The sequence below is a fragment of the Paracoccus sp. (in: a-proteobacteria) genome, assembly GCF_030538755.1.
In the GTDB taxonomy this organism is placed as follows: Bacteria; Pseudomonadota; Alphaproteobacteria; order Rhodobacterales; family Rhodobacteraceae; genus Paracoccus.
In genome coordinates, this window is the sequence record NZ_JAUNTJ010000018.1 from 25,503 (window position 1) to 45,170 (window position 19,668).

Sequence of the window (19,668 nt, forward strand, 5' to 3'; positions counted from 1 at the left end):
CGCAATTATGCGATCCGGGCTTTGGCAAAATCTATTCAATTCTTATGTGGTGATTGTTAAAATATCGCTATCTGCAACCCACAGCCAATGACCCAGCACCGAATTTTCAGGCGACCTCGTTACCCTGTTATAATCACACTCAATAAAAAGCTGGCCGTTTCCGGCCAGCTTAAAGAACCTCGCATGACTTTACAAAGGGCCGAACAATCGCCCCCTTGCAACTATCAGCGCGCGTCCACACCCACATAATCGCGACGATCCGAGCCGATATAAAGCTGGCGCGGGCGGCCGATCTTGTTTTGCGGGTCGCCGATCATTTCTTTCCACTGCGAAATCCAGCCGACGGTGCGCGACAGCGCAAAGATCGGCGTGAACATCGAGGTCGGGAAGCCCATCGCGGACAGGATGATGCCGGAATAGAAATCGACGTTCGGATACAGTTTTTTGGAAACGAAATATTCGTCCTCCAGCGCGATCCGTTCCAGTTCCTTGGCAACTTGCAGGGTCGGGTTATCCTGAATGCCCAGCAGGTCCAGAACCTCGTCAGCGGATTCTTTCATCACCTTGGCGCGCGGGTCAAAGTTTTTATAAACGCGGTGGCCAAAGCCCATCAGGCGGAACGGATCGTCCTTGTCTTTCGCCTTGGCGATATATTCGGGGATGCGGTCCACAGTGCCGATTTCACGCAGCATTTCCAGGCAAGCCTGGTTGGCACCGCCATGGGCCGGCCCCCACAGGCAGGCGATGCCGGCTGCGATACAGGCGAACGGGTTGGCGCCCGACGAACCGGCCAGGCGCACGGTCGAGGTCGAGGCGTTCTGTTCGTGATCGGCGTGCAGCGTGAAGATGCGGTCCATAGCACGGGCCAGCGCCGGGTCCACATGATAGGGTTCCGCCGGGACCGAGAAACACATGTGCAAGAAGTTGCTGGCATAATCCAGTTCATTCTTGGGATACACGAAGGGCTGACCGATCGAATATTTATAGGCCATCGCCGCAATCGTCGGCACCTTGGCGATCAGGCGCATCGACGCGATCTCGCGCTGGAGCGAATCGCTGATGTCGGTCGAATCGTGGTAAAAGGCCGACATCGCGCCCACGACGCCAACCATGGTCGCCATCGGGTGGCTGTCGCGCCGGAAGCCCCGGAAGAAATAGTGCATCTGTTCATGCACCATGGTGTGGCGGGTGATGCGGGTTTCGAAATCTTCCATTTGCGCGCGGTTCGGCAGTTCACCATGCAGCAGCAGATAGCAGACCTCAAGATAATGGGATTTTTCGGCAAGCTGTTCAATGGGATAGCCGCGATACCACAGCTCACCCTTGTCGCCGTCGATATAGGTGATAGTCGAATCGCAGCTTGCCGTCGAGGTAAAGCCGGGATCGTAGGTGAAAACGTCTGCCTGACCGTAAAGCTTGCGAATATCCAGAACGTCCGGGCCTGCGGTCGGGCGCAGGCGCGGCAATTCATAGTCGTTGCCATCAATGGTCAACGTGGCGGGCTTCAGATCTGCCATGTTGCGACTTCCTCTCTGCTGAGGCAGCCCGGCCGCAGTCGCGGGGGCTGCAAAATGTGGGGCCGTTCAGGCCCGGTCGAATTGATCCCGCAGCCGGGCCACGGTTTCATCACGGCCAAGTGCAATCATCATATCAAACACGCTGGGGGTCGAGGTTCGTCCTGCCAAGGCAGCCCGCAGCGGGGCTGCAATCTTGCCAAGTCCGATGCCGCTCTCCTCGGCCAGGGCCTTCGCGGCCTCCTCCAGATCGCTCCGGTTCCAGCTACCATGCTGCACTGCGGCAGTCAATATTTTCAGCATACGACGGGATACCGAATCCAAAGACTTTTCCGCTTTTTCGTCACAAATGACTGGCCGTTCGATCAGCGCGAAATGCGCCTGTTCCAGCAATGCGGGCAGGGTGCGGGCCTTTTCCTTCAGCACCGGCAAGGCCGCCTGAACCCGCGTGCGCGCCACACCCTCAAGCGCCGTGCCACCGGTTTCGGAAAGAAAATAATCCAGCGTTTTCAACAGGTCATCGTCCGACATCTGCCCGATATGCCAGCCGCTGACATGTTCCAGCTTTTTGAAATCCAGCCGCGCGGGCGCGCGTCCGATGCCCGACAGATCGAACCAGTCGCGGGCCTGCGCATCGGTGAACAATTCGTCGTCGCCATGGCTCCACCCCAGACGGGCCAGATAGTTGCGCATCGCCGCAGGCGGATAGCCAAGCGCCGCAAATTCGTGCAGCCCGACCGCGCCATGGCGTTTGGACAGCTTTTTGCCGTCTTCGCCATGGATCAGCGGGATATGAGCGAACACCGGCAGATCCCAGCCCATGGCGTGGTAAATCTGGATCTGGCGGGCGGTATTCGTCAGGTGATCGTCGCCGCGGATGATATGGGTCACGCCCATGTCGTGATCGTCCACCACCACCGCCAGCATATAGGTGGGGGTGCCGTCGCTGCGCAGCAGGACCATATCGTCAAGCTGTTGATTTTGCACCGTCACATCGCCCTGAACGGCGTCATGTGTGACCGTCTGCCCGTCGCGCGGGGCGCGCAGGCGGATGGCATAGGGCGCATCCGGGTGGTCGCTGCGGTCGCGCCATGGGCTGAGGAATGGCTGGTTCGGATTGGCCTCGCGCCACGCGGCGATTTCTTCGGGCGTGGAAAAGCACTTATAGGCGCGCCCGGCGTCCAGCATCGCCCGCGCCACCTCGGCGTGACGATCCTTGCGGGCAAACTGGCTGAGGGGTTCGCCGTCCCAGTCCAGCCCCAGCCAGCGCAGCCCCTTGAGGATCGCCTCGGTCGCCTGCGGGGTCGAGCGGGCGCGGTCGGTATCCTCGATCCGCAGCAGAAACTTGCCGCCCCGCGCGCGAGCGAACAGCCAGTTGAACAGCGCCGTCCGCGCGCCGCCGATATGCAGATAGCCCGTCGGCGAAGGGGCAAAGCGGGTGACAACAGGGGCATCGGTCATGGCGGGTCTTTCGGTCGGATGTGGCTGGGGCGTTAACGCTTTTGAAAGGATCGTCGTGCCATCTTGCACGGCAGAGGTAAAGTCCCGGTTAAGAAAGGACAAGAATGGCCACGCTGGCCGATCCCCCTGCCCCGCCAGCAACCCGCGCCAGCCGGCTGCGGGCGGTTGTCGCGCAGCAGGTGCGGCTGCCCGAACGGCGCGACACGCCCCGCCCCCCCCGGCCTGCCGCCGCCACGCGGGCCGGGTTGCTGCCGTGGGTGCCGGTGCTGCTGTCGGTTGGCATTGCCATCTGGCTGACCGCGCCGGTGCGGCACGGGGCGGTCTGGGTTGCGGTGGCGCTGACCGGCGCGGCAGGGCTGGGCCTTGCGTGGCGCGCGCCGCTTTGGGCCGATGCCGGGCGGCTTGGCTGGGGCGTGGCGGAATGGCTGCGGCACGCGGGCATGGCTGCGGCGCTGATCGCGGCCGGTCTGGGCCTGTCGGGGCTGCGCGCGCATATGACCGCCGCCCCGGTGCTGGAGTTCCGCTATTACGGCCCGGTCGAGGGGCGGGTGGTCATGGTGGATCGCTCTGGCCGCGACCGGATGCGGCTGACGCTGGATCAGGTGGTGCTGCGCGACATGTCCCCGCTGCGCACACCGCACAAGGTGCGGCTGTCGCTGATGGATCAGGCCGCCGACAACCTGCCCGCACCGGGGCAACGGGTGATGCTGACCGGCCATCTGGGGCCACCGCCCGGCCCGGCCAGCCCCTACAGCTTTGATTTCAGGCTGATGGCCTGGTTCGAACAGATCGGCGCGGTCGGCTATGCCCGCACGCCGGTGATGACCGTCACCCCGCCCGAGGGCGGCATCTGGGCCATGCACCGCGTCCGCATGGATCTGTCGCAGGCCATGCAGGATCGCATCGGCGGTCAGGCGGGCGCGGTGGCGGCGGCGCTGATGACCGGCGACCGATCCGGCATCCACGAAGCCACGAACGAGCTGATGCGCGCCTCGAACCTGTATCACATCATCTCGATTTCCGGGCTGCATATGGGGATGCTGGCCGGGTTTGTTTACGCGTCGATGCGCATTCCCCTTGCTGCGGCAGCGGGCGCGGGGCTGCGCCTGCGCTGGCCGGGGCACAAGATCGCGGCACTGGCGGCGCTGATCGCGGCGGCGATCTATCTGTGGCTGTCGGGGGGCGGTGTCGCGACCGAGCGATCTTTCCTGATGGTGGCGGTGATGCTGACCGCGATTCTGGCCGACCGAAGGGCGATCTCGCTGCGCACCATCGCGGTTTCGGCCATCCTGATCCTGATCTACAGCCCCGAATCGGTCGCCTCGCCGGGCTTTCAGATGAGCTTTGGCGCCACGCTGGCGCTGATCCTGATGGCCGGACCGTGGGCGCGGTTCGCACAGCGCCTGCCGCCGATCACGCGCGGGCCGCTGATGCTGCTGGCGACATCGCTGGTGGCCAGCTTTGTCACCTCGCCCATGGCGGCGGCGCATTTCAACCGGATGGCACATTACGGGCTGATCGCCAACCTGCTGGCGGTGCCGGTGATGGGCACGCTGGTCATGCCCGCCGGAGTCATCGCCGCCCTGCTGGCACCGCTGGGGCTGGCGGGACCTGCGCTGTGGGTGATGGGGGTCGGCACCGAATGGATGCTGATCGTGGCCGAACAGGTCGCCGCCCTGCGCGGCGCGGTGACGGGCCTGCCGCTGCCGCCCTTTTGGGTGATGCCCGTCATGTGCTTTGGCGGCTGCCTGTGCGTGCTGTCCTGGCGGCGCGGCCATATGCGCCGGCGCGGCGCGCCGCTGGCCGGATTCGCTGCGGGTCTGGCCCTGATCGCCGCCGGCACGACCGGCTGGGCCACGGTCCAGCGCCCCCTGCTGCTGATCGCCCCCGAGGGCGAGGCGGTGGGCCTGATGACCCCGGCCGGGCGCGCCATGTCGAAGCCTTCGGGCGGGGCCTTTGTCGTCGGCAACTGGCTGACCGAAGATGGCGACACCGCCACGCAGGAACAATCCGCCGCCCGCCCGGCATGGCAGGGCGACCGCCGAGACCGCGTGGCGGACCTGCCCGGCGGCACATGGCAGGTCTGGCATTTCACCGGCAAAGGTGCCGAGGAACGCGCCCTGCCCCAGTGTCAGCCGAACCGCATTCTGGTGGTCGCCGCCGCGATCAGCCCCGCACCGGAAAGCCTCGCCTGCCTGCTGATCCATCACGGCAGCCTGCGCAAAACCGGATCTTTGGCGATCAACCTTGGCCCGGACGGCGCGCCAGTTATCGTCAGCGCCGCCGAAACCGGCGCGCGCTATCCATGGGCGGCGCGCTGAGCCGCGCGCCGCATCAGGCGTCAGGCGACTTCGGCGAACACCTTGTTCAGCGCCTGTTCCAGCTTGTCGAACATCTCGTCCATCTGGTCTTCGGTCAGGATGAACGGCGGGCACAGCACAATCGACTGCCCCAGCGGGCGGCAGATCAGACCCATGTCGGTGCAGGTATTGGCGATGCGCTCGCTGACCGACAGCTTGCCGTCGAACGGAGTTTTCGTCGCCTTGTCCTTGACCGCCTCAAGCGCCCACATAAAGCCGATGCCGCGCACCTCGCCGATATTGTCCGACCGTTCGGCAATCGCGCGCAGCCCCGCCTCGAGCCGGGGGGCCAGACGGCGCACGTTATCGGCCAGCCCCTCGTTCATGACGACATCAATGGCCTTGAGCGCAATCGCACAGCCGACCGGATGCCCCGAGGCGGTAAAGCCATGCGGGAATTCCTCGATCTTTTCGACCGCCGCATCCATCCGGTCAGACAGTTCCGGCCCAAGGATGACCGCGCCCATCGGGAACAGCCCTGCGGTCAGGTTCTTGGATGAAATGATCGCATCGGGGACAAAGCCATAGGTCTCGCAGCCCCAGGTGTTGCCGGTGCGCCCGAAACCGCAGATCACTTCGTCGGAAATCAACGGGATGCCGTGTTTCTGCAAAATCGGCTGGATCGCCTGGAAATAGCCCTCGGAGGGCGGAATCACCCCGCCCGCGCCCATCACCGGTTCCGCAAAGAACCCGGCGATGGTGTCGGCCCCCTCGCGCGCGATCACCTGCTCCAGCTCGTCGGCCAGCCGCCGGGTGAACTGCTCCTCGGTCTCGCCCTCGTTGCCAAAGCGCCAGTAATGCGGGCAGGTCAGGTGGATGAACCCGTCCATCGGCAGGCCGAACACCTCGTTATAGGGCTTGCCGGTCATGCTGGCGGCAACGGCGGTGACGCCGTGATAGGCGTTCCAGCGGGTCAGGATCTTGCGCCGCTTGGGGTTGCCCTCGCTGGCGTGCAGAAACCACAGCATTTTCACCATGGTATCATTCGCCTCGGACCCCGAGTTGGTATAGAAAACCTTGCCGCGCGAAAACGGCGACACCTCGATCAGCTTTTCCGACAGCAGCACCGTCTGATCGGACATTCGCCCGAAAAAGGCGTGATACCCCGGAAAGCGGTCGTATTGCGCCTTGGCCGCATCGGCCAGCCCCTTGTGATCGAAGCCAGCCACCATATTCCACAGGCCAGAGTTCGCATCCAGATAGCGTTTGCCATTGGTATCAACGATATACGGGCCTTCGCCATGCGTCACCACCACGGTCCCGCGCTGATGCACGCTGGGCAGATCGGTGAAACCATACATGGAATATTCTTCGGCGCGGGCTTCCCAGCTTTGCGGCTTGACCTCGGTCATCTTTGGCTCCTGTCGGATAGGTTTCGCTCACGCTACCCCCGCGTGAGCGCCCGTTCAATGGGCGGCAGCGGCAGCGGGCAATCTGCCTGCCGCGCGGGAAAATCCGCCGCAAAACGCCGCCGGGATCAGACAGATCGCCGCCCCGCAGGCAAGCCGATCTGCTCACGCACCGCCTCGATCCCCGGCGGAATAGCGCCCGATCCGGCAACCAGCGCATCGAACCGCTGCCGCAACGCCGCCGCCGGGCCGATATTCGGGGTCAAGGGCAGATCGTCCATGGCATCCTTTGCATTGCAGCGCGTGTTGTTGTATCAGGCCAGCTTACCCAAGGAACCCGCCCCATGACAGACGCGCCGAAAAAGCTGTTCATCAAGACCTATGGCTGCCAGATGAACGTCTATGACAGCCAGCGCATGGCCGAGGCGATGGCCGCCGAAGGGTATGAACTGACCGAGGATCAGGCGCAGGCAGATATGGTGCTGCTGAACACCTGCCACATCCGCGAAAAGGCGGCGGAAAAACTGTATTCCGACCTGGGCCGGCTGAAACCGCTCAAGGCGGAACGCCCCGACCTGAAAATCGGCGTGGCAGGCTGCGTGGCACAGGCCGAAGGCGCGGAAATCACCCGCCGGATGCCGCTGGTCGATCTGGTCGTCGGGCCGCAAGCCTATCACCGCCTGCCCGCCATGGCCCGCGGCGAGGCACCGGCCATCGTCACCGACTTCCCCGAGGAAGACAAATTCGACCACCTGCCACCCCGCGCCACCCGCCGCGCCCCGGCGGCGTTCCTGACAGTGCAGGAAGGCTGCGACAAATTCTGCGCCTTTTGCGTCGTCCCCTACACCCGCGGCGCCGAAGTCAGCCGCCCCGCCGCCCGCATTCTGGCCGAGGCACGCGATCTGGTCGCGCGGGGCGTGCGCGAAATCACCCTGCTGGGCCAGAACGTCAACGGCTGGCACGGCGAAGGTGCAACCGGCTTTGGCGACCTGATCCGCCAGATCGCCGACATCGACGGGCTTGACCGCATCCGCTATACCACCAGCCACCCCAACGACATGGCCGATGACCTGATCGACGCACATCGCGACGTGGCCAAGCTGATGCCCTATCTGCACCTGCCGGTTCAGTCAGGCAGCGACCGCATCCTCAAGGCGATGAACCGCAAACACACCGCCGAGGATTACCTGCGCCTGATCGACCGCATCCGCACGGCCCGGCCCGACATCATGCTGACCAGCGATTTCATCACCGGCTTCCCCGGCGAAACCGATCAGGATCACGCCGACACGCTGCGCCTGATCGAACAGGTCGGCTTTGGCACCGCCTTCAGCTTCAAATACTCGCCCCGCCCCGGAACCCCGGCCGCCGGGCGCGACCCCGTTCCCGATACCATCACCGACACGCGCCTGCACGAATTGCAGGCCCTGCTGACCCGCCAGCAAAAGGCGGCGCAAAACAGCATGGTCGGCCGCACCCTGGGCGTCCTGTTCGAGAAAAAAGGCCGCGAAGCCGGGCAGATGGTCGGCAAATCCGATTACCTGCACGCAGTTTTCGTCCACGCCCCCAACGCCCAGATCGGCGACCTGCTGCCCGTGCGCATCGTCGAAAGCGCCCCCAACTCACTGCGCGGTGAATTGGTCAACTGACCTGCGGCTTCCTGTTTGCCTAAATACGCATCTTCGGGCGCGACGCCGCACCCGAAACGACCCTAGTCATCCTGCGAACCGGGCGCGGGGGCGACCTGCGCAACCGTTACCATCTGCGCCAGCTCAGGATCGGCGGCGACATCGGCAAAAACATATTTTTCCGTCAGCGCATCCGCCGACAGCACAACATTGCTGATTACCTGAGCGCCCGGCGCGGCTGGCCCATAGGTCTGCCCGTTCACCGCGAAATAAACCGCGCCGGAATTGCCCGTGCGCAGCCTGGGCGGCTGTTCCAGCTTGGGCAGGGTAAACCGCTCACCCGCGTCCATGATCTTTTCCAGCAGAACCGTGCCATCCGCCGAAGTCACCCGCACCCAGGCCGGGCGCGCCGCCAGCAGCTCCAGCGCGGGGGCATCGGGGGCAACCGTGCGCACGGCCAACTGCCCGGCAGGTATCTGCGGACCATAATCCATCGCCTGCGCCAGACTGGTGCTGCCCGGCAGCGCCGAACTGGCGCCGACACCATTCGCCGCAACCACGGTTTCCGCAGGCGCGGGCGGCTGTGTCAGGCCCGGATCAATGGCGGCAATCGGCCCGTCACGCGCGGTCAGCACCGGTGCTTCCAGCACTTGCGGGCGATACAGCCGGTCCAAGCCCTCGGGCTGCGGCAGCGCGGCGACATCCAGCGGCGCATTGTCATCCAGCGCCGGCTGCGACAGCGATTGCACCGGGTCCAGCGTCGCAATCACACCCGGCGATTGCTCGCCGGGGCGCAGGTTGACGCGCTGCACCTCTTGCAGAACGGACCAGCCGCCGTAACCCAGACCGGCCACCAACAGCGCCAGCACCAGAACCGATCCAACGGCCCGCGGCTCGACCGAGGCCCAAAAGCTTTCCTGTTGCGGAATGAACAGTGCACGCGGATTCGCCAATGCCTCGGCCGGGTCCGAGGGGCGGCGGGTCGGCTTGGGACCGGCCGCTGTCGGGGCCATGCCATGCGTAGGCTGAAACCCCGCCTCGGCGCAGAAACGGCGGAAGGTCCAATCCGGGTCCATCCCCAGATAGCGCGCATATGAGCGCACATATCCAGCGATAAAACTGGGCGTATCAAAGGCGGTAATATCGCAGTTCTCGATCGCGGCAACGTAAGAGGCGCGGATGCGCAGTTCGCGCTGCACATCCAGCAAGGACTTCCCCTTGGTCGCCCGTTCGCCGCGCATCAGATCGCCAAGACGAACGTCATCGTCGAAGAAGGCCGAACCATCCTGATCCGCCAACCCGTCATCCGCCGGGGATTTTGCCCACAGCCCGTTCATTCGCTCTGCCCCATTCTGCGCCTGCCGCCGACCGTCCGAATCACAGACATATCAGCTTTTGATTAACGGCAGCTTATCACGCACTTGCGAGGGCTTCACCCAAGAATCGTATTATGCGCTGATTTCTGCACGGCTCAGCGCACAGCGTGACCACAACGCATCCATGCCGCGCACCAGATGGTCGATCTGCTTGGCATCATGCACCGGCGACGGGGTAAAGCGCAGACGTTCGGTGCCACGCGGAACAGTGGGATAGTTGATCGGCTGCACATAGATGCCGAAATCGCCCAACAGCATGTCGGACAGGGCCTTGGTGTGTTTCGGGTCGCCAATCACCACCGGCACGATATGGCTGCCGTGGTCGATGATGGGCATCCCCAGCCCTTTCAGCCGCATTTTCAGGATGCGCGCGTGCAGTTGCTGCGCATTACGCAACTTTTGCCCGCCGACACCTTTCAGATAGCGAATCGAGGCCGCCGCACCCGCCGCCACCGCAGGCGGCAGCGAAGTGGTAAAGATGAACCCCGGCGCATAAGACCGCACCGCATCCATCATCTTGGCCGTCCCGGCGATATAGCCGCCGAACACGCCGAAGGCCTTGCCCAGGGTGCCGTTGAACATGTCGATCCGGTCCATCAGACCGTCGCGTTCAGCCACACCGCCACCGCGCGGGCCATACATGCCAACCGCATGAACCTCGTCCAGATAGGTCAGCGCGTTGAATTCATCAGCCAGATCACAGATTTCCTTGATCGGGGCGAAATCGCCATCCATCGAATAGATCGATTCGAAGGCGATCAGCTTGGGCGCGGCAGGGTCATCGGCCTCAAGCAATTCGCGCAGATGCGCCAGATCATTGTGACGGAAGATCCGCTTGGCCCCGCCGTTCCGGCGAATCCCCTCGATCATCGAGGCGTGGTTCAGCGAATCGGAATAGATAATCAGGCCAGGGAACAGCTTGGGCAGCGTGGAAAGCGTGGCGTCATTGGCCGTATAGGCGCTGGAAAACACCAGCGCGGCCTCTTTCCCGTGCAGATCGGCCAGTTCGGCCTCAAGCTGTTTGTGATAGACGGTGGTGCCGGAAATATTGCGGGTGCCGCCCGAACCGGCGCCGGTGGAATCCAGCGCCTCGTGCATGGCGTTCAGCACGATGGGATGTTGGCCCATCCCCAGATAGTCGTTACCGCACCAGACGGTGATTTCGGCCTGCGTGCCATCCGGGCGGTTCCAGACCGCCTGTGGGTAATGATCCTTGCGCCGTTCGATGTCGATGAACGTGCGATAGCGGCCTTCTTCGTGCAGTTGTCCGATGGCCTGGTCGAGTGCAGCGTCATAATTCATCTCGGGCAGTCCCTTGCGTAGCTGGCTGGGTGCGATCATTGTCTAGATCACGCGAGGTTCCGCCTTGATAAAGGTCAAAGTCGGAAAAAGACAGGGCAAAATTGCCGCACCCAGACTATTTGATGGGCATGAAAAGACTAGAGAAAGGCTCAGGAATGACGGATCAGGCCAACCTTACCGCCATGCTGGACGCGCTGGACCGGGGGCAGGATGCCGCGCTGCACCGCCTGACGGAACTGCTGCGCATTCCCTCGATCTCGACCGATCCGGCGCATAAGGGCGATGTGCGGGCGGCGGCGGAATGGCTGCGGGTAGAACTGGCCCGGCTGGGCTTTGACGCCAGCCTGCGCGACACGCCCGGCCATCCCATGGTGGTGGCGCATTCCCGCCCCGGCGGCACGCGGCGCATCCTGTTCTATGGCCACTATGACGTGCAGCCGGTCGATCCGCTGGACCTGTGGGATCACCCCCCGTTCGAACCGCATATCCGCGACAACCAGATCCGTGCCCGCGGCGCATCCGACGACAAGGGCCAGTTGATGACCTTTATCGAGGCCGTCCGCGCGTGGAAACATGTCCACGGCGACCTGCCCCCCGGCCTGACCCTGCTGTTCGAGGGCGAAGAGGAATCCGGCTCGCCCTCGCTGGTGCCGTTCCTGACCGAAAACGCCGACGAGCTGCGCGCCGACATCGCGCTGATCTGCGACACCGGCCTGTATGCCGACGGTCGCCCCGCCATCGCCACCCAGTTGCGCGGCCTCGTCGGGCAAGAGGTGGTGATCCGCGCCGCCGACCGCGACCTGCACTCGGGCAGCTTTGGCGGGCTGGCGGCCAATCCGCTGATGATCCTGTGCCGCGCCCTCTCCGCACTGAAAGACGACAGCGGGCGCATCACCCTGCCCGGCTTTTACGATGGCGTGCGCGACCTGACCGAACAACAGCGTGCCGACTGGGACAGCCTGAACTTTGACGCCGGCGAATTTCTGTCGCGCGTCGGCCTGTCACAGCCCATCGGCGAACAGGGGCGGACGGGCCTGGAAATGATCTGGTCGCAGCCGACCGCCGAAATCAACGGCCTGTCGGGCGGCTATACCGGCGACGGTTTCAAGACCGTGCTGCCGGCCGAGGCCCGCGCCAAGGTCAGCTTCCGTCTGGTCGGCGATCAGGACCCGCAGGCAATCCGCCAGGCATTCCAAGACCATATCCGCCGCTTTGTCCCCGCCGATTGCAGCGTGAGCTTCATCGACCACGGCGCATCGCCCGCCAGCCACATGGATACGACACACCCCGCCTTCGCCACCGCCCGAAGCGCACTGACCAAGGAATGGGGCCGCGAAACCGCCTTCATCGGCATGGGCGGATCAATCCCCATCGCAGGCGACTTCAAAACCATCCTCAACATGGATTCGCTGCTGGTCGGCTTCGCCCGCGACGACGACCGCATCCATTCCCCGAACGAGAAATACGACCTCGACAGCTTTCACCGCGGCGCCCGCTCCTGGGCACGCATCCTCGCCGGACTGACCACCCCCGAATAAACCATCTTTGGTCCCCAAATATCCTCTGGGGGTCCGGGGGGCGAAGCGCCCCCGGCCTTTGGGCACCCCCTCACCCCCAGTCGCCCACTCCACTGCCACTCAACTCGGCCAGGGTGATCCGCTCGCGCGCCAGCCGGTCATCCAGCGCCCGCGCAATATCAGCGGCCAGCGAAAATCCCTGATAAATCAGCGCCGAATAAATCTGCACCGCGCTGGCCCCGGCGCGCAGTTTCTGCCACGCCTGCTCTGCCGAGGCGATGCCGCCGACGCCGATCAGCGGCACCTGCCCCCCCGTTTCCCGATACAGCCGCGCCAGAACGCGGGTCGAGCGGTCGAACAGCGGCGCGCCGGACAGGCCGCCCGCTTCGGCTTGCCAACGCGGTTCCAGCCCTTCGCGCGACAGGGTGGTGTTGGTGGCGATGATGCCGTCCACGCCGGTCTCGCGCGCGACGGCCGCGATGTCGGCGATCCCCGCATCGTCCAGATCGGGGGCGATCTTGACGAAGACCGGCTTGCGCGCAGACAGTGAATCGCGCGCCGCGATCACGCCCGACAACAGCGCCGCCAAAGCATCCGCGCCCTGCAAATCGCGCAGCTTTTCGGTGTTGGGGCTGCTGACATTCACCGTCAGGAAATCGGCGGCATCCCCGGCCACCCGCACCACCTGCGCAAAGTCATCGGCGCGGTCGGCGCTGTCCTTGTTCGCACCGATGTTCAGCCCGACCGGAATCCCCGCCGGACGCGCCGCCATCCGCGCGGCAATCGCCGCCGCACCATCGTTGTTGAACCCAAAGCGGTTGATGATCGCGCGATCCTGCGACAGCCGGAACAGGCGCGGCCTGGGGTTGCCGGGCTGCGGGCGCGGCGTCGCGGCCCCCAGCTCGACAAAGCCAAAACCCGCCTTCATCAGCGCAGCCACGGCACGGGCGTTCTTGTCATAGCCGGCGGCCAGCCCGACCGGGTTGGGCAGGCTTAGCCCGGCGACCTGAACCGCCAGCCGGTCAGACGTCACCGGCCCGCCGTTCAGCGGCACCAGCCCCAGCGACAGCGCCTTGATCGACAGATCATGCGCGCGTTCGGGGTCCATGCGGTGCAGCGCGGCCAGCCCCAGCTTTTCCAGCATTGTCATTCCAGCTCTCCCGGATCATGCCCGCCCGGACCTTGCGGCAAGGGGCGCGACCAGATCACATCGTCCATCTGCAACGCCCGGTAAAGATGCGGAAAATCCTGCCCGCCGCGTGATTTTTCCCAAACCACGCCGCTCATGCCGGCATTGCAGGCCAACAGCATCAGATCACCCGCGCCGTGGAAATGCTTGTCCAGCGTGCCCTGCAACTGGGCCGCGGTGGAAAAATGCACGAACCCGTCGGCCAAATCGACCGGTGCCCCGGCGGTCTGGCCGTTTGCCTGCATATCAGCCCATTCAGCGGGACGAAGAACCTTGTAGATCAGCATAGCCGCATCTGTCGCCGCATTCCCGCCCGCGTCAAGCCCGTATCCGCCGTTTGACCCGCTGCCGCGACTGCGCCAATCTGTCACCATCACAACCGACAGCCGAGGAACCCCGATGACCCTTCGCCTTATGGCCACGACCGCTGCGCTGGCCCTGTTCGCGGGCAGCGCGCAGGCCGAATATGTCCTGCATGTGCTGCATATCAACGACCTGCACAGCCGGATCGAGCCGATCAACGAATTCGACAGCACCTGCGACGCGGAAACGCGCGCGGCGGGTGAATGTTTCGGCGGCGTTGCCCGCCTTGCCACTGCGGTGAACCAGCTTCGCGACCAGATCCGGGCCGAGGGCGGCAATGTCATCGTGCTGGATGCGGGCGATCAGTATCAGGGCAGCCTGTTCTATACCACCTACAAGGGCCAGGACACGGTCGAGTTCATGAATGCCATCGGCTTTGACGCGATGGCGCTTGGCAATCACGAATTTGACGACGGGCCGGAAGGCGCCGCCGTGCTGGCCGATGGCGCCGATTTCCCGGTGATCTCTGGCAACCTCGACCTGTCGCAATCGAATCTGCTGAAAGGCAAGATCGACCGCCACACCGTGCTGGATGTTGGCGGCGAAAAGATCGGTATCGTATCGGCCCTTGCAATGGACACGCCCGAAACCGCCTCGCCCGGCCCGAACGTGATCTTTCAGGATGACATCGACAGCCTGAAATCGCAGGTGCAGGACCTGACCGGACAGGGCGTCACCAAGATCATCGGGCTGACCCACTCGGGCTATCTGCGCGATCAGGAATTCGCGGCGCAGGTGCCGGGGCTGGATGCGGTGATCGGCGGCCATTCGCACACGCTGCTGGGCGATATGGAAAATGCCGACGGCCCCTATCCCACCATGATTGCCGGGGCCGACGGGCGCGAGGTGCCGGTGGCGACCGCCTATGCCTATTCGAAATATCTGGGCCACCTGACCCTGACCTTTGACGATGGCGGCCACCTGACCAGCGCCAGCGGCCAGCCGATCCTGCTGGACAACTCGATCCCCGAGGATCAAGCCCTTGCCGCCCGCATCGCCGAGATGGCCGCCCCTATCGAGGAATTGCGGCAAAGGGTGGTGGCTGAAACCTCTGCCGCCATCGACGGCGACCGCGCCAATTGCCGTCAGCGCGAATGCGAGATGGGAAATCTGGTCGCCGATGCCATGCTGGACCGGGTGCGCGCACAGGGCGTGCAGATCGCCATCCAGAACGGCGGCGGGCTGCGCGCCTCGATCGACGCCGGGCCTGTGACCATGGGCGAAATCTATACCGTCCTGCCGTTCCAGAACACGCTGGCGACCTTTCGCCTGAAGGGCGCCGATGTGGTCGCCGCACTGGAAAACGGCGCCAGCCAGTATGAAGAGGCCGCAGGCCGCTTTGCCCAGGTCGCCGGGCTGAAATATACGGTTGATCCCGCCGCCCCGGCGGGCAGCCGCATCAGCGATGTGCAGGTGCAGGGCCGCGACGGCGCATGGTCGGCCATCGACCCGGATGCGGAATACGGCGTTGCCAGCAACGATTACATGCGACAGGGCGGCGACGGCTATCGCGCCTTTGCGACGAATGCGACCGACGCCTATGACTTCGGCCCCGATCTGGCCGAGGTGCTGGCCACCTATATGCAGGTGCAGGGCGGCTATACCCCGGTGATCGACGGGCGCATCACCGTCAAATAGAGGCCCCGCCATCAGGCGCGCGGAACCGCGCGTCCACCGGCACCGACAGCGCGGTGGCCAGCGCATTCGTCTGGCTGGCCATCGCAATCACCGCCAGCAATTCGGCGTGCTGCGCCTCGGTCATTCCCTTGGCCTGTGCGGCGGCGGTATGCGAATGAATGCAGTAATCGCAGCCATTCGCCACCGATACCGCCAGATAGACCAGCTCTTTCACCAAAGGGTCCAGCGCGCCGGGGGCCATCACCTGCGACAGCCGGTCCCATGTTGCCGCCAGCAGCGCCGGATCATACGCTAGGGCGCGCCAGAAATTGTTGACGTAATCCGTCCCGCGCGCGGCGCGGATGGCATCGAAGGTGGCGCGGGCGTCGGGGCTGGCGTCGTCATCGCTCAGCAAGGGCAGCACAGCCATCAGACCACCGCCATCACGCGCGCAGGCCCGCCGGTGCCGCGCTTGTGCTTGGGCGCGCCGACAAAGATCGTCGCCCCGGTCGCGGGCAGATCGTCCAGCCCGGCCAAATTCTCGATCCCGTAACGCCCGCCAGGCAGCCACGAATAATGCACCGCGAAATCGGCCGAGTTGCCGGGGTCCAGCGACAGCGTATCAACCCCGATCCCCGCCACATCCATGCCTGCCAGCAGATCCGTGGCCGCCCTGGAAAAGCCGGGAAAGGCCAGCGCGCCATCAGACGTGCCGCGATATGCCGTATCGGCCACTCTGGCGGCCCAGCCGGATCGCATCGCCACCAGCGCCCCCGCCGGAATATCGCCATGGTCGCGGATAAAGGCCTCGACATCTTCGGCATCCACGGCGGCATTCGGATCGTCCGCCGCCTTGGCCGAGATGTCGATGATGCACAGCGGACACATCAACTGCCCCACCGGAATCTGATCCACCGACACCCCATCAGCCGAAAAATGCAGCGGCGCATCGACATGAGTGCCGGAATGTTCCCAGATCGTCAGCTTCCACAACTGATAACCGTCGCGGTCAAACACCTTGTCCGGCTCATAGGCAATGCCGGGCTTGCCATCAAAGGTCGGAAACGCCTCGTCCCAGGCGTGGGTCAGGTCCACCACCCGCCCCGATGACGCCGCCAGCGCAGGCCGCGCCGCCACCGGCCCAAGGGCCACCGCCGCCGCCCCGGCCACCGCCGCCCCCATCAGCAGATGCCGCCGCGACATGGCGTCACGACGCACCGATTCGATCAAACAGGCATTGCACATCGCTTTCTCCCATCCATCCCGCCATGCTGCGCCCGATTCCGGCCTCGCGCAAAGAAAATCGCCGCCAGCCGCTTCCTGTTTGCCCAAATACGCACCTTCGGGCGGAACGGTGCAGACGGAAATCCCTGCTTTCCCCGCCCGCGCGCATCCGTTAGACCATGCACGGCATCGCAGAACCGAAAGGGATCAGATTATGGCCAATGTGGTGGTTGTCGGCGCGCAATGGGGCGACGAGGGCAAGGGCAAGATCGTCGATTGGCTGTCGGAACGGGCCGACGTCATCGCCCGCTTTCAGGGCGGCCATAACGCCGGCCATACGCTGGTCATCGGCAACGAGGTTTACAAGCTGTCGCTGCTGCCCTCGGGCATCGTACGCAAGGGCAAGCTGGCGGTGATCGGCAATGGCGTCGTGCTGGACCCGTGGGCGCTGTTCGCCGAAATCGACAAGCTGGCCGGGCAAGGGGTCCAGATCGGCACCGACAACCTGATGATCGCGGAAAACACCCCGCTGATCCTGCCGCTGCATCAGGATCTGGACAAACTGCGCGAAGAAGCCGCGGGCAAGGCGAAAATCGGCACCACCGGCCGCGGCATCGGCCCCGCCTATGAAGACAAGGTGGGCCGCCGCACCATCCGCGTGGCCGATCTGGGCGACGAAGAAACGCTGGACGCCCGGCTCGACCGCCTGCTGGCGCATCACGACGCGCTGCGCAGCGGCCTTGGCGCCACGCCCATCGACCGCGCCGCGTTGCGCGCCAAACTGCTGGAAATCGCGCCGAAACTGCTGCCCTACGCGCAGCCGGTGTGGAAGATCATGGCCGACGCCCGCAAATCCGGCAAACGCATCCTGTTCGAGGGTGCGCAAGGATCGCTCTTGGATATCGATTTTGGCACCTATCCTTACGTCACCTCGTCCACCACCATGTCGGGCATGGCCGCCAGTGGCACCGGCATGGGGCCGGGGGCCATCGGTTTCGTGCTGGGCATCGTCAAGGCCTATACCACCCGCGTCGGCGAAGGCCCGTTCCCGACCGAACTGCATGATGCCGACGGTCAGCGTCTGGGCGAACGCGGGCACGAATTCGGCACCGTCACCGGGCGCAAGCGCCGCTGCGGCTGGTTCGATGCGGTGCTGGTGCGCCAGACCTGCGCCATTTCCGGCGTCAACGGCATCGCGCTGACGAAACTCGACGTGCTGGACGGGTTCGAGACGCTGAAGATCTGCACCGGCTATCAGGTCGATGGCGTGACCTATGACTATCTGCCCACCGCCGCCGCGCTGCAAGCCAAGGCCACCCCCATCTACGAGGAAATGCCCGGCTGGTCCGAATCGACCGCAGGCGCGCGGTCATGGGCCGATCTGCCCGCCGAGGCGATCAAATACGTCCGCCGGATCGAGGAACTGATCCAGTGCCCGGTCGCGCTGCTGTCCACCAGCCCGGAACGTGACGATACGATTCTGGTGACAGATCCCTTCGCCGACTGATGACGACGCGGCGGGCTGTGCTGATCGGCGGCCACCCCGATGCCGGGCGGCTGTCGGGCTTTATCTCGCGCGTGTTTCTGCCGGGGCGGGCGTTTCGCTATCACAAGGATGGCCCGTGGTGGGACCGGCTGCTGGCCGGGCGCAGTGCGGATGTGATCGTCACCATGGACACGCCGCCGCCATTCCTGCGGCTGGCCTGGTTCGATCCGCTGGGTTGGCGGCTGAAACGGCAGGTGCCGGGCTTTTGCGGGCTGCGCCCGCTGCGGCTGTTCTATTTCGGCCCGGTGCGCCGGGGCGGGGCCGAGCGTAACCTGCCACGCTGGCGCGCCCGTCTGGCGCGGGCGGCAACAACCATTCCAAAGCCGAAAGGGCGATGATGGACCTGAAATCGCGCAAACGCTGGTCGCTGGTGGCCCTGCTGATCGGGCTGCCGCTGTATCTGATCTTTGCCTGGTGGCTGGTAAACTGGCTGTATGACCGCTTTGGCGATCTGCCGATGTGGGTCGAACTGCCGCTGTATGTGGTGCTGGCCATCGGCTGGGTCTTCCCGCTGAAACCCGTGTTCAGCGGCGTTGGCCGTGGCGAGGAATGACGCCGGTTCTGACCAGCGATCAGGGCGTCACGCTGATCGGCGGCGGGCTGGTTGATGCGGATGCGCTGGCTGCGGCGCTGGCCTTGGCGCCGGTGGTGGTGGCGGCGGACAGCGGGGCCGATGCGGCGCTGGCGGCGGGGCTGATGCCAAGGGCGGTGATCGGCGATTTCGACAGCATCAGCGCGGCGGCGCGGGCGGCGATTCCGCCGGAAAACCTGCACCACATCGCCGAACAGGACAGCACCGATTTCGCCAAATGCCTGATGCGGATTGCCGCGCCCTTTGTGATCGCGGTCGGCTTTGACGGGCATCGCGTCGATCACACGCTGGCCGCGATGACGGTGCTGGCCCGCCACCCCAAACCGCCCTGCGTGATCCTGACCGCCGCCGATGCCGTGGCGCTGGCCTCGCCCGATCTGCGGCTGGACCTGCCCGCCGGCACCCGCGTATCGCTGTTTCCGCTGGCCGAGGTGCGCGGCACCAGCACCGGCCTGCGCTGGCCCATCGACGGGCTGACCCTTGCGCCCGCTGGCCGCATCGGCACCTCGAATCAGGCGAGTGGCCCGGTTCGCATCCGCAGCACCGGCCCGCTTTTGGTCATCCTGCCCGCCGCGCATCTGCCCGCGCTGTTGCCGAAAGCGGCGCAAAGCCCTATCTGACGCCCATCAG

General features: G+C 64.9%; 18 protein-coding genes. 8 read left to right on the plus strand and 10 right to left on the minus strand.

Annotated features, from left to right (window positions below):
• Positions 1-224 precede the first annotated feature (224 nt).
• Entirely contained in the window at positions 225-1,517 is a 1,293-nt protein-coding gene (gltA, locus tag Q4G14_RS11435; protein ID WP_303361878.1) for a citrate synthase, read from the minus strand.
• Positions 1,518-1,583: 66 nt separating this feature from the next.
• Positions 1,584-2,975: a glutamate--tRNA ligase gene (gltX, locus tag Q4G14_RS11440; RefSeq protein ID WP_303361879.1), complete on the minus strand. Its 1,392-nt coding sequence runs from the start codon at positions 2,973-2,975 to the stop codon at positions 1,584-1,586.
• A 104-nt stretch (positions 2,976-3,079) separates the two neighbouring features.
• Between gltX and Q4G14_RS11445 the strand changes: the two genes are divergently transcribed.
• On the plus strand, positions 3,080-5,296 hold the full coding sequence (locus Q4G14_RS11445) for a ComEC/Rec2 family competence protein (RefSeq protein ID WP_303361880.1): 2,217 nt from the start codon (positions 3,080-3,082) through the stop codon (positions 5,294-5,296).
• Positions 5,297-5,316: 20 nt separating this feature from the next.
• On the opposite strand, the gene Q4G14_RS11450 is transcribed toward Q4G14_RS11445, so the two are convergent.
• Positions 5,317-6,687 carry an aminotransferase gene (locus Q4G14_RS11450; protein ID WP_303361881.1) on the minus strand — a complete coding sequence of 457 codons (1,371 nt, stop codon included), beginning with the start codon at positions 6,685-6,687 and terminating at the stop codon, positions 5,317-5,319.
• Between the two features lie 125 nt (positions 6,688-6,812).
• Positions 6,813-6,965: a hypothetical protein gene (locus Q4G14_RS11455; protein WP_303361882.1), complete on the minus strand. Its 153-nt coding sequence runs from the start codon at positions 6,963-6,965 to the stop codon at positions 6,813-6,815.
• 63 nt (positions 6,966-7,028) lie between these two features.
• Here Q4G14_RS11455 and miaB point away from each other — a divergent pair, with 63 nt between their 5' ends.
• Positions 7,029-8,333, plus strand: coding sequence for a tRNA (N6-isopentenyl adenosine(37)-C2)-methylthiotransferase MiaB (gene miaB / locus Q4G14_RS11460; RefSeq protein WP_303361883.1), 1,305 nt, complete (start codon positions 7,029-7,031; stop codon positions 8,331-8,333).
• A 62-nt stretch (positions 8,334-8,395) separates the two neighbouring features.
• On the opposite strand, the gene Q4G14_RS11465 is transcribed toward miaB, so the two are convergent.
• Both Q4G14_RS11465 and hemA read right to left on the minus strand, forming a co-directional pair.
• Positions 8,396-9,649, minus strand: a complete 1,254-nt coding sequence (locus Q4G14_RS11465) for a helix-turn-helix domain-containing protein (protein ID WP_303361884.1) — start codon at positions 9,647-9,649, stop codon at positions 8,396-8,398.
• A gap of 111 nt (positions 9,650-9,760) precedes the next feature.
• Positions 9,761-10,990 carry a 5-aminolevulinate synthase gene (gene hemA, locus Q4G14_RS11470; protein WP_303361916.1) on the minus strand — a complete coding sequence of 410 codons (1,230 nt, stop codon included), beginning with the start codon at positions 10,988-10,990 and terminating at the stop codon, positions 9,761-9,763.
• Between the two features lie 155 nt (positions 10,991-11,145).
• Between hemA and Q4G14_RS11475 the strand changes: the two genes are divergently transcribed.
• Positions 11,146-12,528 carry a dipeptidase gene (locus Q4G14_RS11475; protein WP_303361885.1) on the plus strand — a complete coding sequence of 461 codons (1,383 nt, stop codon included), beginning with the start codon at positions 11,146-11,148 and terminating at the stop codon, positions 12,526-12,528.
• Positions 12,529-12,598: 70 nt separating this feature from the next.
• Here Q4G14_RS11475 and Q4G14_RS11480 read toward each other — a convergent pair whose 3' ends face one another.
• Both Q4G14_RS11480 and Q4G14_RS11485 read right to left on the minus strand, forming a co-directional pair.
• A complete protein-coding gene (locus Q4G14_RS11480) occupies positions 12,599-13,657 on the minus strand; it encodes a quinone-dependent dihydroorotate dehydrogenase (protein WP_303361886.1) in 1,059 nt (352 codons plus the stop codon).
• Positions 13,654-13,983 (minus strand): DUF952 domain-containing protein, encoded by a 330-nt coding sequence (locus Q4G14_RS11485; RefSeq protein WP_303361887.1) that lies wholly within the window; start codon positions 13,981-13,983, stop codon positions 13,654-13,656. Before Q4G14_RS11485 ends, Q4G14_RS11480 begins: the two co-directional genes overlap by 4 nt.
• 112 nt (positions 13,984-14,095) lie before the next feature.
• Between Q4G14_RS11485 and Q4G14_RS11490 the strand changes: the two genes are divergently transcribed.
• On the plus strand, positions 14,096-15,697 hold the full coding sequence (locus Q4G14_RS11490; RefSeq protein WP_303361888.1) for a bifunctional UDP-sugar hydrolase/5'-nucleotidase: 1,602 nt from the start codon (positions 14,096-14,098) through the stop codon (positions 15,695-15,697).
• Here Q4G14_RS11490 and Q4G14_RS11495 read toward each other — a convergent pair.
• Positions 15,690-16,106: a carboxymuconolactone decarboxylase family protein gene (locus tag Q4G14_RS11495; RefSeq protein ID WP_303361889.1), complete on the minus strand. Its 417-nt coding sequence runs from the start codon at positions 16,104-16,106 to the stop codon at positions 15,690-15,692. The two genes, Q4G14_RS11490 and Q4G14_RS11495, sit on opposite strands and share 8 nt — an antisense overlap.
• Entirely contained in the window at positions 16,106-16,921 is an 816-nt protein-coding gene (locus Q4G14_RS11500) for a cyclase family protein (protein WP_303361890.1), read from the minus strand. Before Q4G14_RS11500 ends, Q4G14_RS11495 begins: the two co-directional genes overlap by 1 nt.
• Before the next feature lie 193 nt (positions 16,922-17,114).
• Between Q4G14_RS11500 and Q4G14_RS11505 the strand changes: the two genes are divergently transcribed.
• The 4 genes from Q4G14_RS11505 to Q4G14_RS11520 are packed head-to-tail and all read left to right on the plus strand — an operon-like array spanning position 17,115 to position 19,658.
• Complete coding sequence (locus Q4G14_RS11505; protein WP_303361891.1) at positions 17,115-18,407, plus strand: adenylosuccinate synthase; 1,293 nt, start codon at positions 17,115-17,117, stop codon at positions 18,405-18,407.
• Complete coding sequence (locus Q4G14_RS11510; RefSeq protein ID WP_303361892.1) at positions 18,407-18,784, plus strand: NAD(P)H-dependent oxidoreductase; 378 nt, start codon at positions 18,407-18,409, stop codon at positions 18,782-18,784. The genes Q4G14_RS11505 and Q4G14_RS11510 overlap by 1 nt, the downstream gene beginning before the upstream one ends.
• Positions 18,781-18,999 carry a DUF2842 domain-containing protein gene (locus tag Q4G14_RS11515; RefSeq protein WP_368661361.1) on the plus strand — a complete coding sequence of 73 codons (219 nt, stop codon included), beginning with the start codon at positions 18,781-18,783 and terminating at the stop codon, positions 18,997-18,999. The genes Q4G14_RS11510 and Q4G14_RS11515 overlap by 4 nt, the downstream gene beginning before the upstream one ends.
• Entirely contained in the window at positions 18,996-19,658 is a 663-nt protein-coding gene (locus Q4G14_RS11520) for a thiamine diphosphokinase (RefSeq protein WP_303361893.1), read from the plus strand. Before Q4G14_RS11515 ends, Q4G14_RS11520 begins: the two co-directional genes overlap by 4 nt.
• Positions 19,659-19,668: the final 10 nt, after the last annotated feature.

Excerpts from the sequence above, each read along its gene's own strand:
- gltA (WP_303361878.1), bottom strand. The coding sequence starts at position 1,517 with ATGGCAGATCTGAAGCCCGCCACGTTGACCATTGATGGCAACGACTAT.
- gltX (WP_303361879.1), bottom strand. The coding sequence starts at position 2,975 with ATGACCGATGCCCCTGTTGTCACCCGCTTTGCCCCTTCGCCGACGGGC.
- Q4G14_RS11445 (WP_303361880.1), top strand. The coding sequence starts at position 3,080 with ATGGCCACGCTGGCCGATCCCCCTGCCCCGCCAGCAACCCGCGCCAGC.
- Q4G14_RS11450 (WP_303361881.1), bottom strand. The coding sequence starts at position 6,687 with ATGACCGAGGTCAAGCCGCAAAGCTGGGAAGCCCGCGCCGAAGAATAT.
- Q4G14_RS11455 (WP_303361882.1), bottom strand. The coding sequence starts at position 6,965 with ATGGACGATCTGCCCTTGACCCCGAATATCGGCCCGGCGGCGGCGTTG.
- miaB (WP_303361883.1), top strand. The coding sequence starts at position 7,029 with ATGACAGACGCGCCGAAAAAGCTGTTCATCAAGACCTATGGCTGCCAG.
- Q4G14_RS11465 (WP_303361884.1), bottom strand. The coding sequence starts at position 9,649 with ATGAACGGGCTGTGGGCAAAATCCCCGGCGGATGACGGGTTGGCGGAT.
- hemA (WP_303361916.1), bottom strand. The coding sequence starts at position 10,990 with ATGAATTATGACGCTGCACTCGACCAGGCCATCGGACAACTGCACGAA.
- Q4G14_RS11475 (WP_303361885.1), top strand. The coding sequence starts at position 11,146 with ATGACGGATCAGGCCAACCTTACCGCCATGCTGGACGCGCTGGACCGG.
- Q4G14_RS11480 (WP_303361886.1), bottom strand. The coding sequence starts at position 13,657 with ATGACAATGCTGGAAAAGCTGGGGCTGGCCGCGCTGCACCGCATGGAC.
- Q4G14_RS11485 (WP_303361887.1), bottom strand. The coding sequence starts at position 13,983 with ATGCTGATCTACAAGGTTCTTCGTCCCGCTGAATGGGCTGATATGCAG.
- Q4G14_RS11490 (WP_303361888.1), top strand. The coding sequence starts at position 14,096 with ATGACCCTTCGCCTTATGGCCACGACCGCTGCGCTGGCCCTGTTCGCG.
- Q4G14_RS11495 (WP_303361889.1), bottom strand. The coding sequence starts at position 16,106 with ATGGCTGTGCTGCCCTTGCTGAGCGATGACGACGCCAGCCCCGACGCC.
- Q4G14_RS11500 (WP_303361890.1), bottom strand. The coding sequence starts at position 16,921 with ATGTGCAATGCCTGTTTGATCGAATCGGTGCGTCGTGACGCCATGTCG.
- Q4G14_RS11505 (WP_303361891.1), top strand. The coding sequence starts at position 17,115 with ATGGCCAATGTGGTGGTTGTCGGCGCGCAATGGGGCGACGAGGGCAAG.
- Q4G14_RS11510 (WP_303361892.1), top strand. The coding sequence starts at position 18,407 with ATGACGACGCGGCGGGCTGTGCTGATCGGCGGCCACCCCGATGCCGGG.
- Q4G14_RS11515 (WP_368661361.1), top strand. The coding sequence starts at position 18,781 with ATGATGGACCTGAAATCGCGCAAACGCTGGTCGCTGGTGGCCCTGCTG.
- Q4G14_RS11520 (WP_303361893.1), top strand. The coding sequence starts at position 18,996 with ATGACGCCGGTTCTGACCAGCGATCAGGGCGTCACGCTGATCGGCGGC.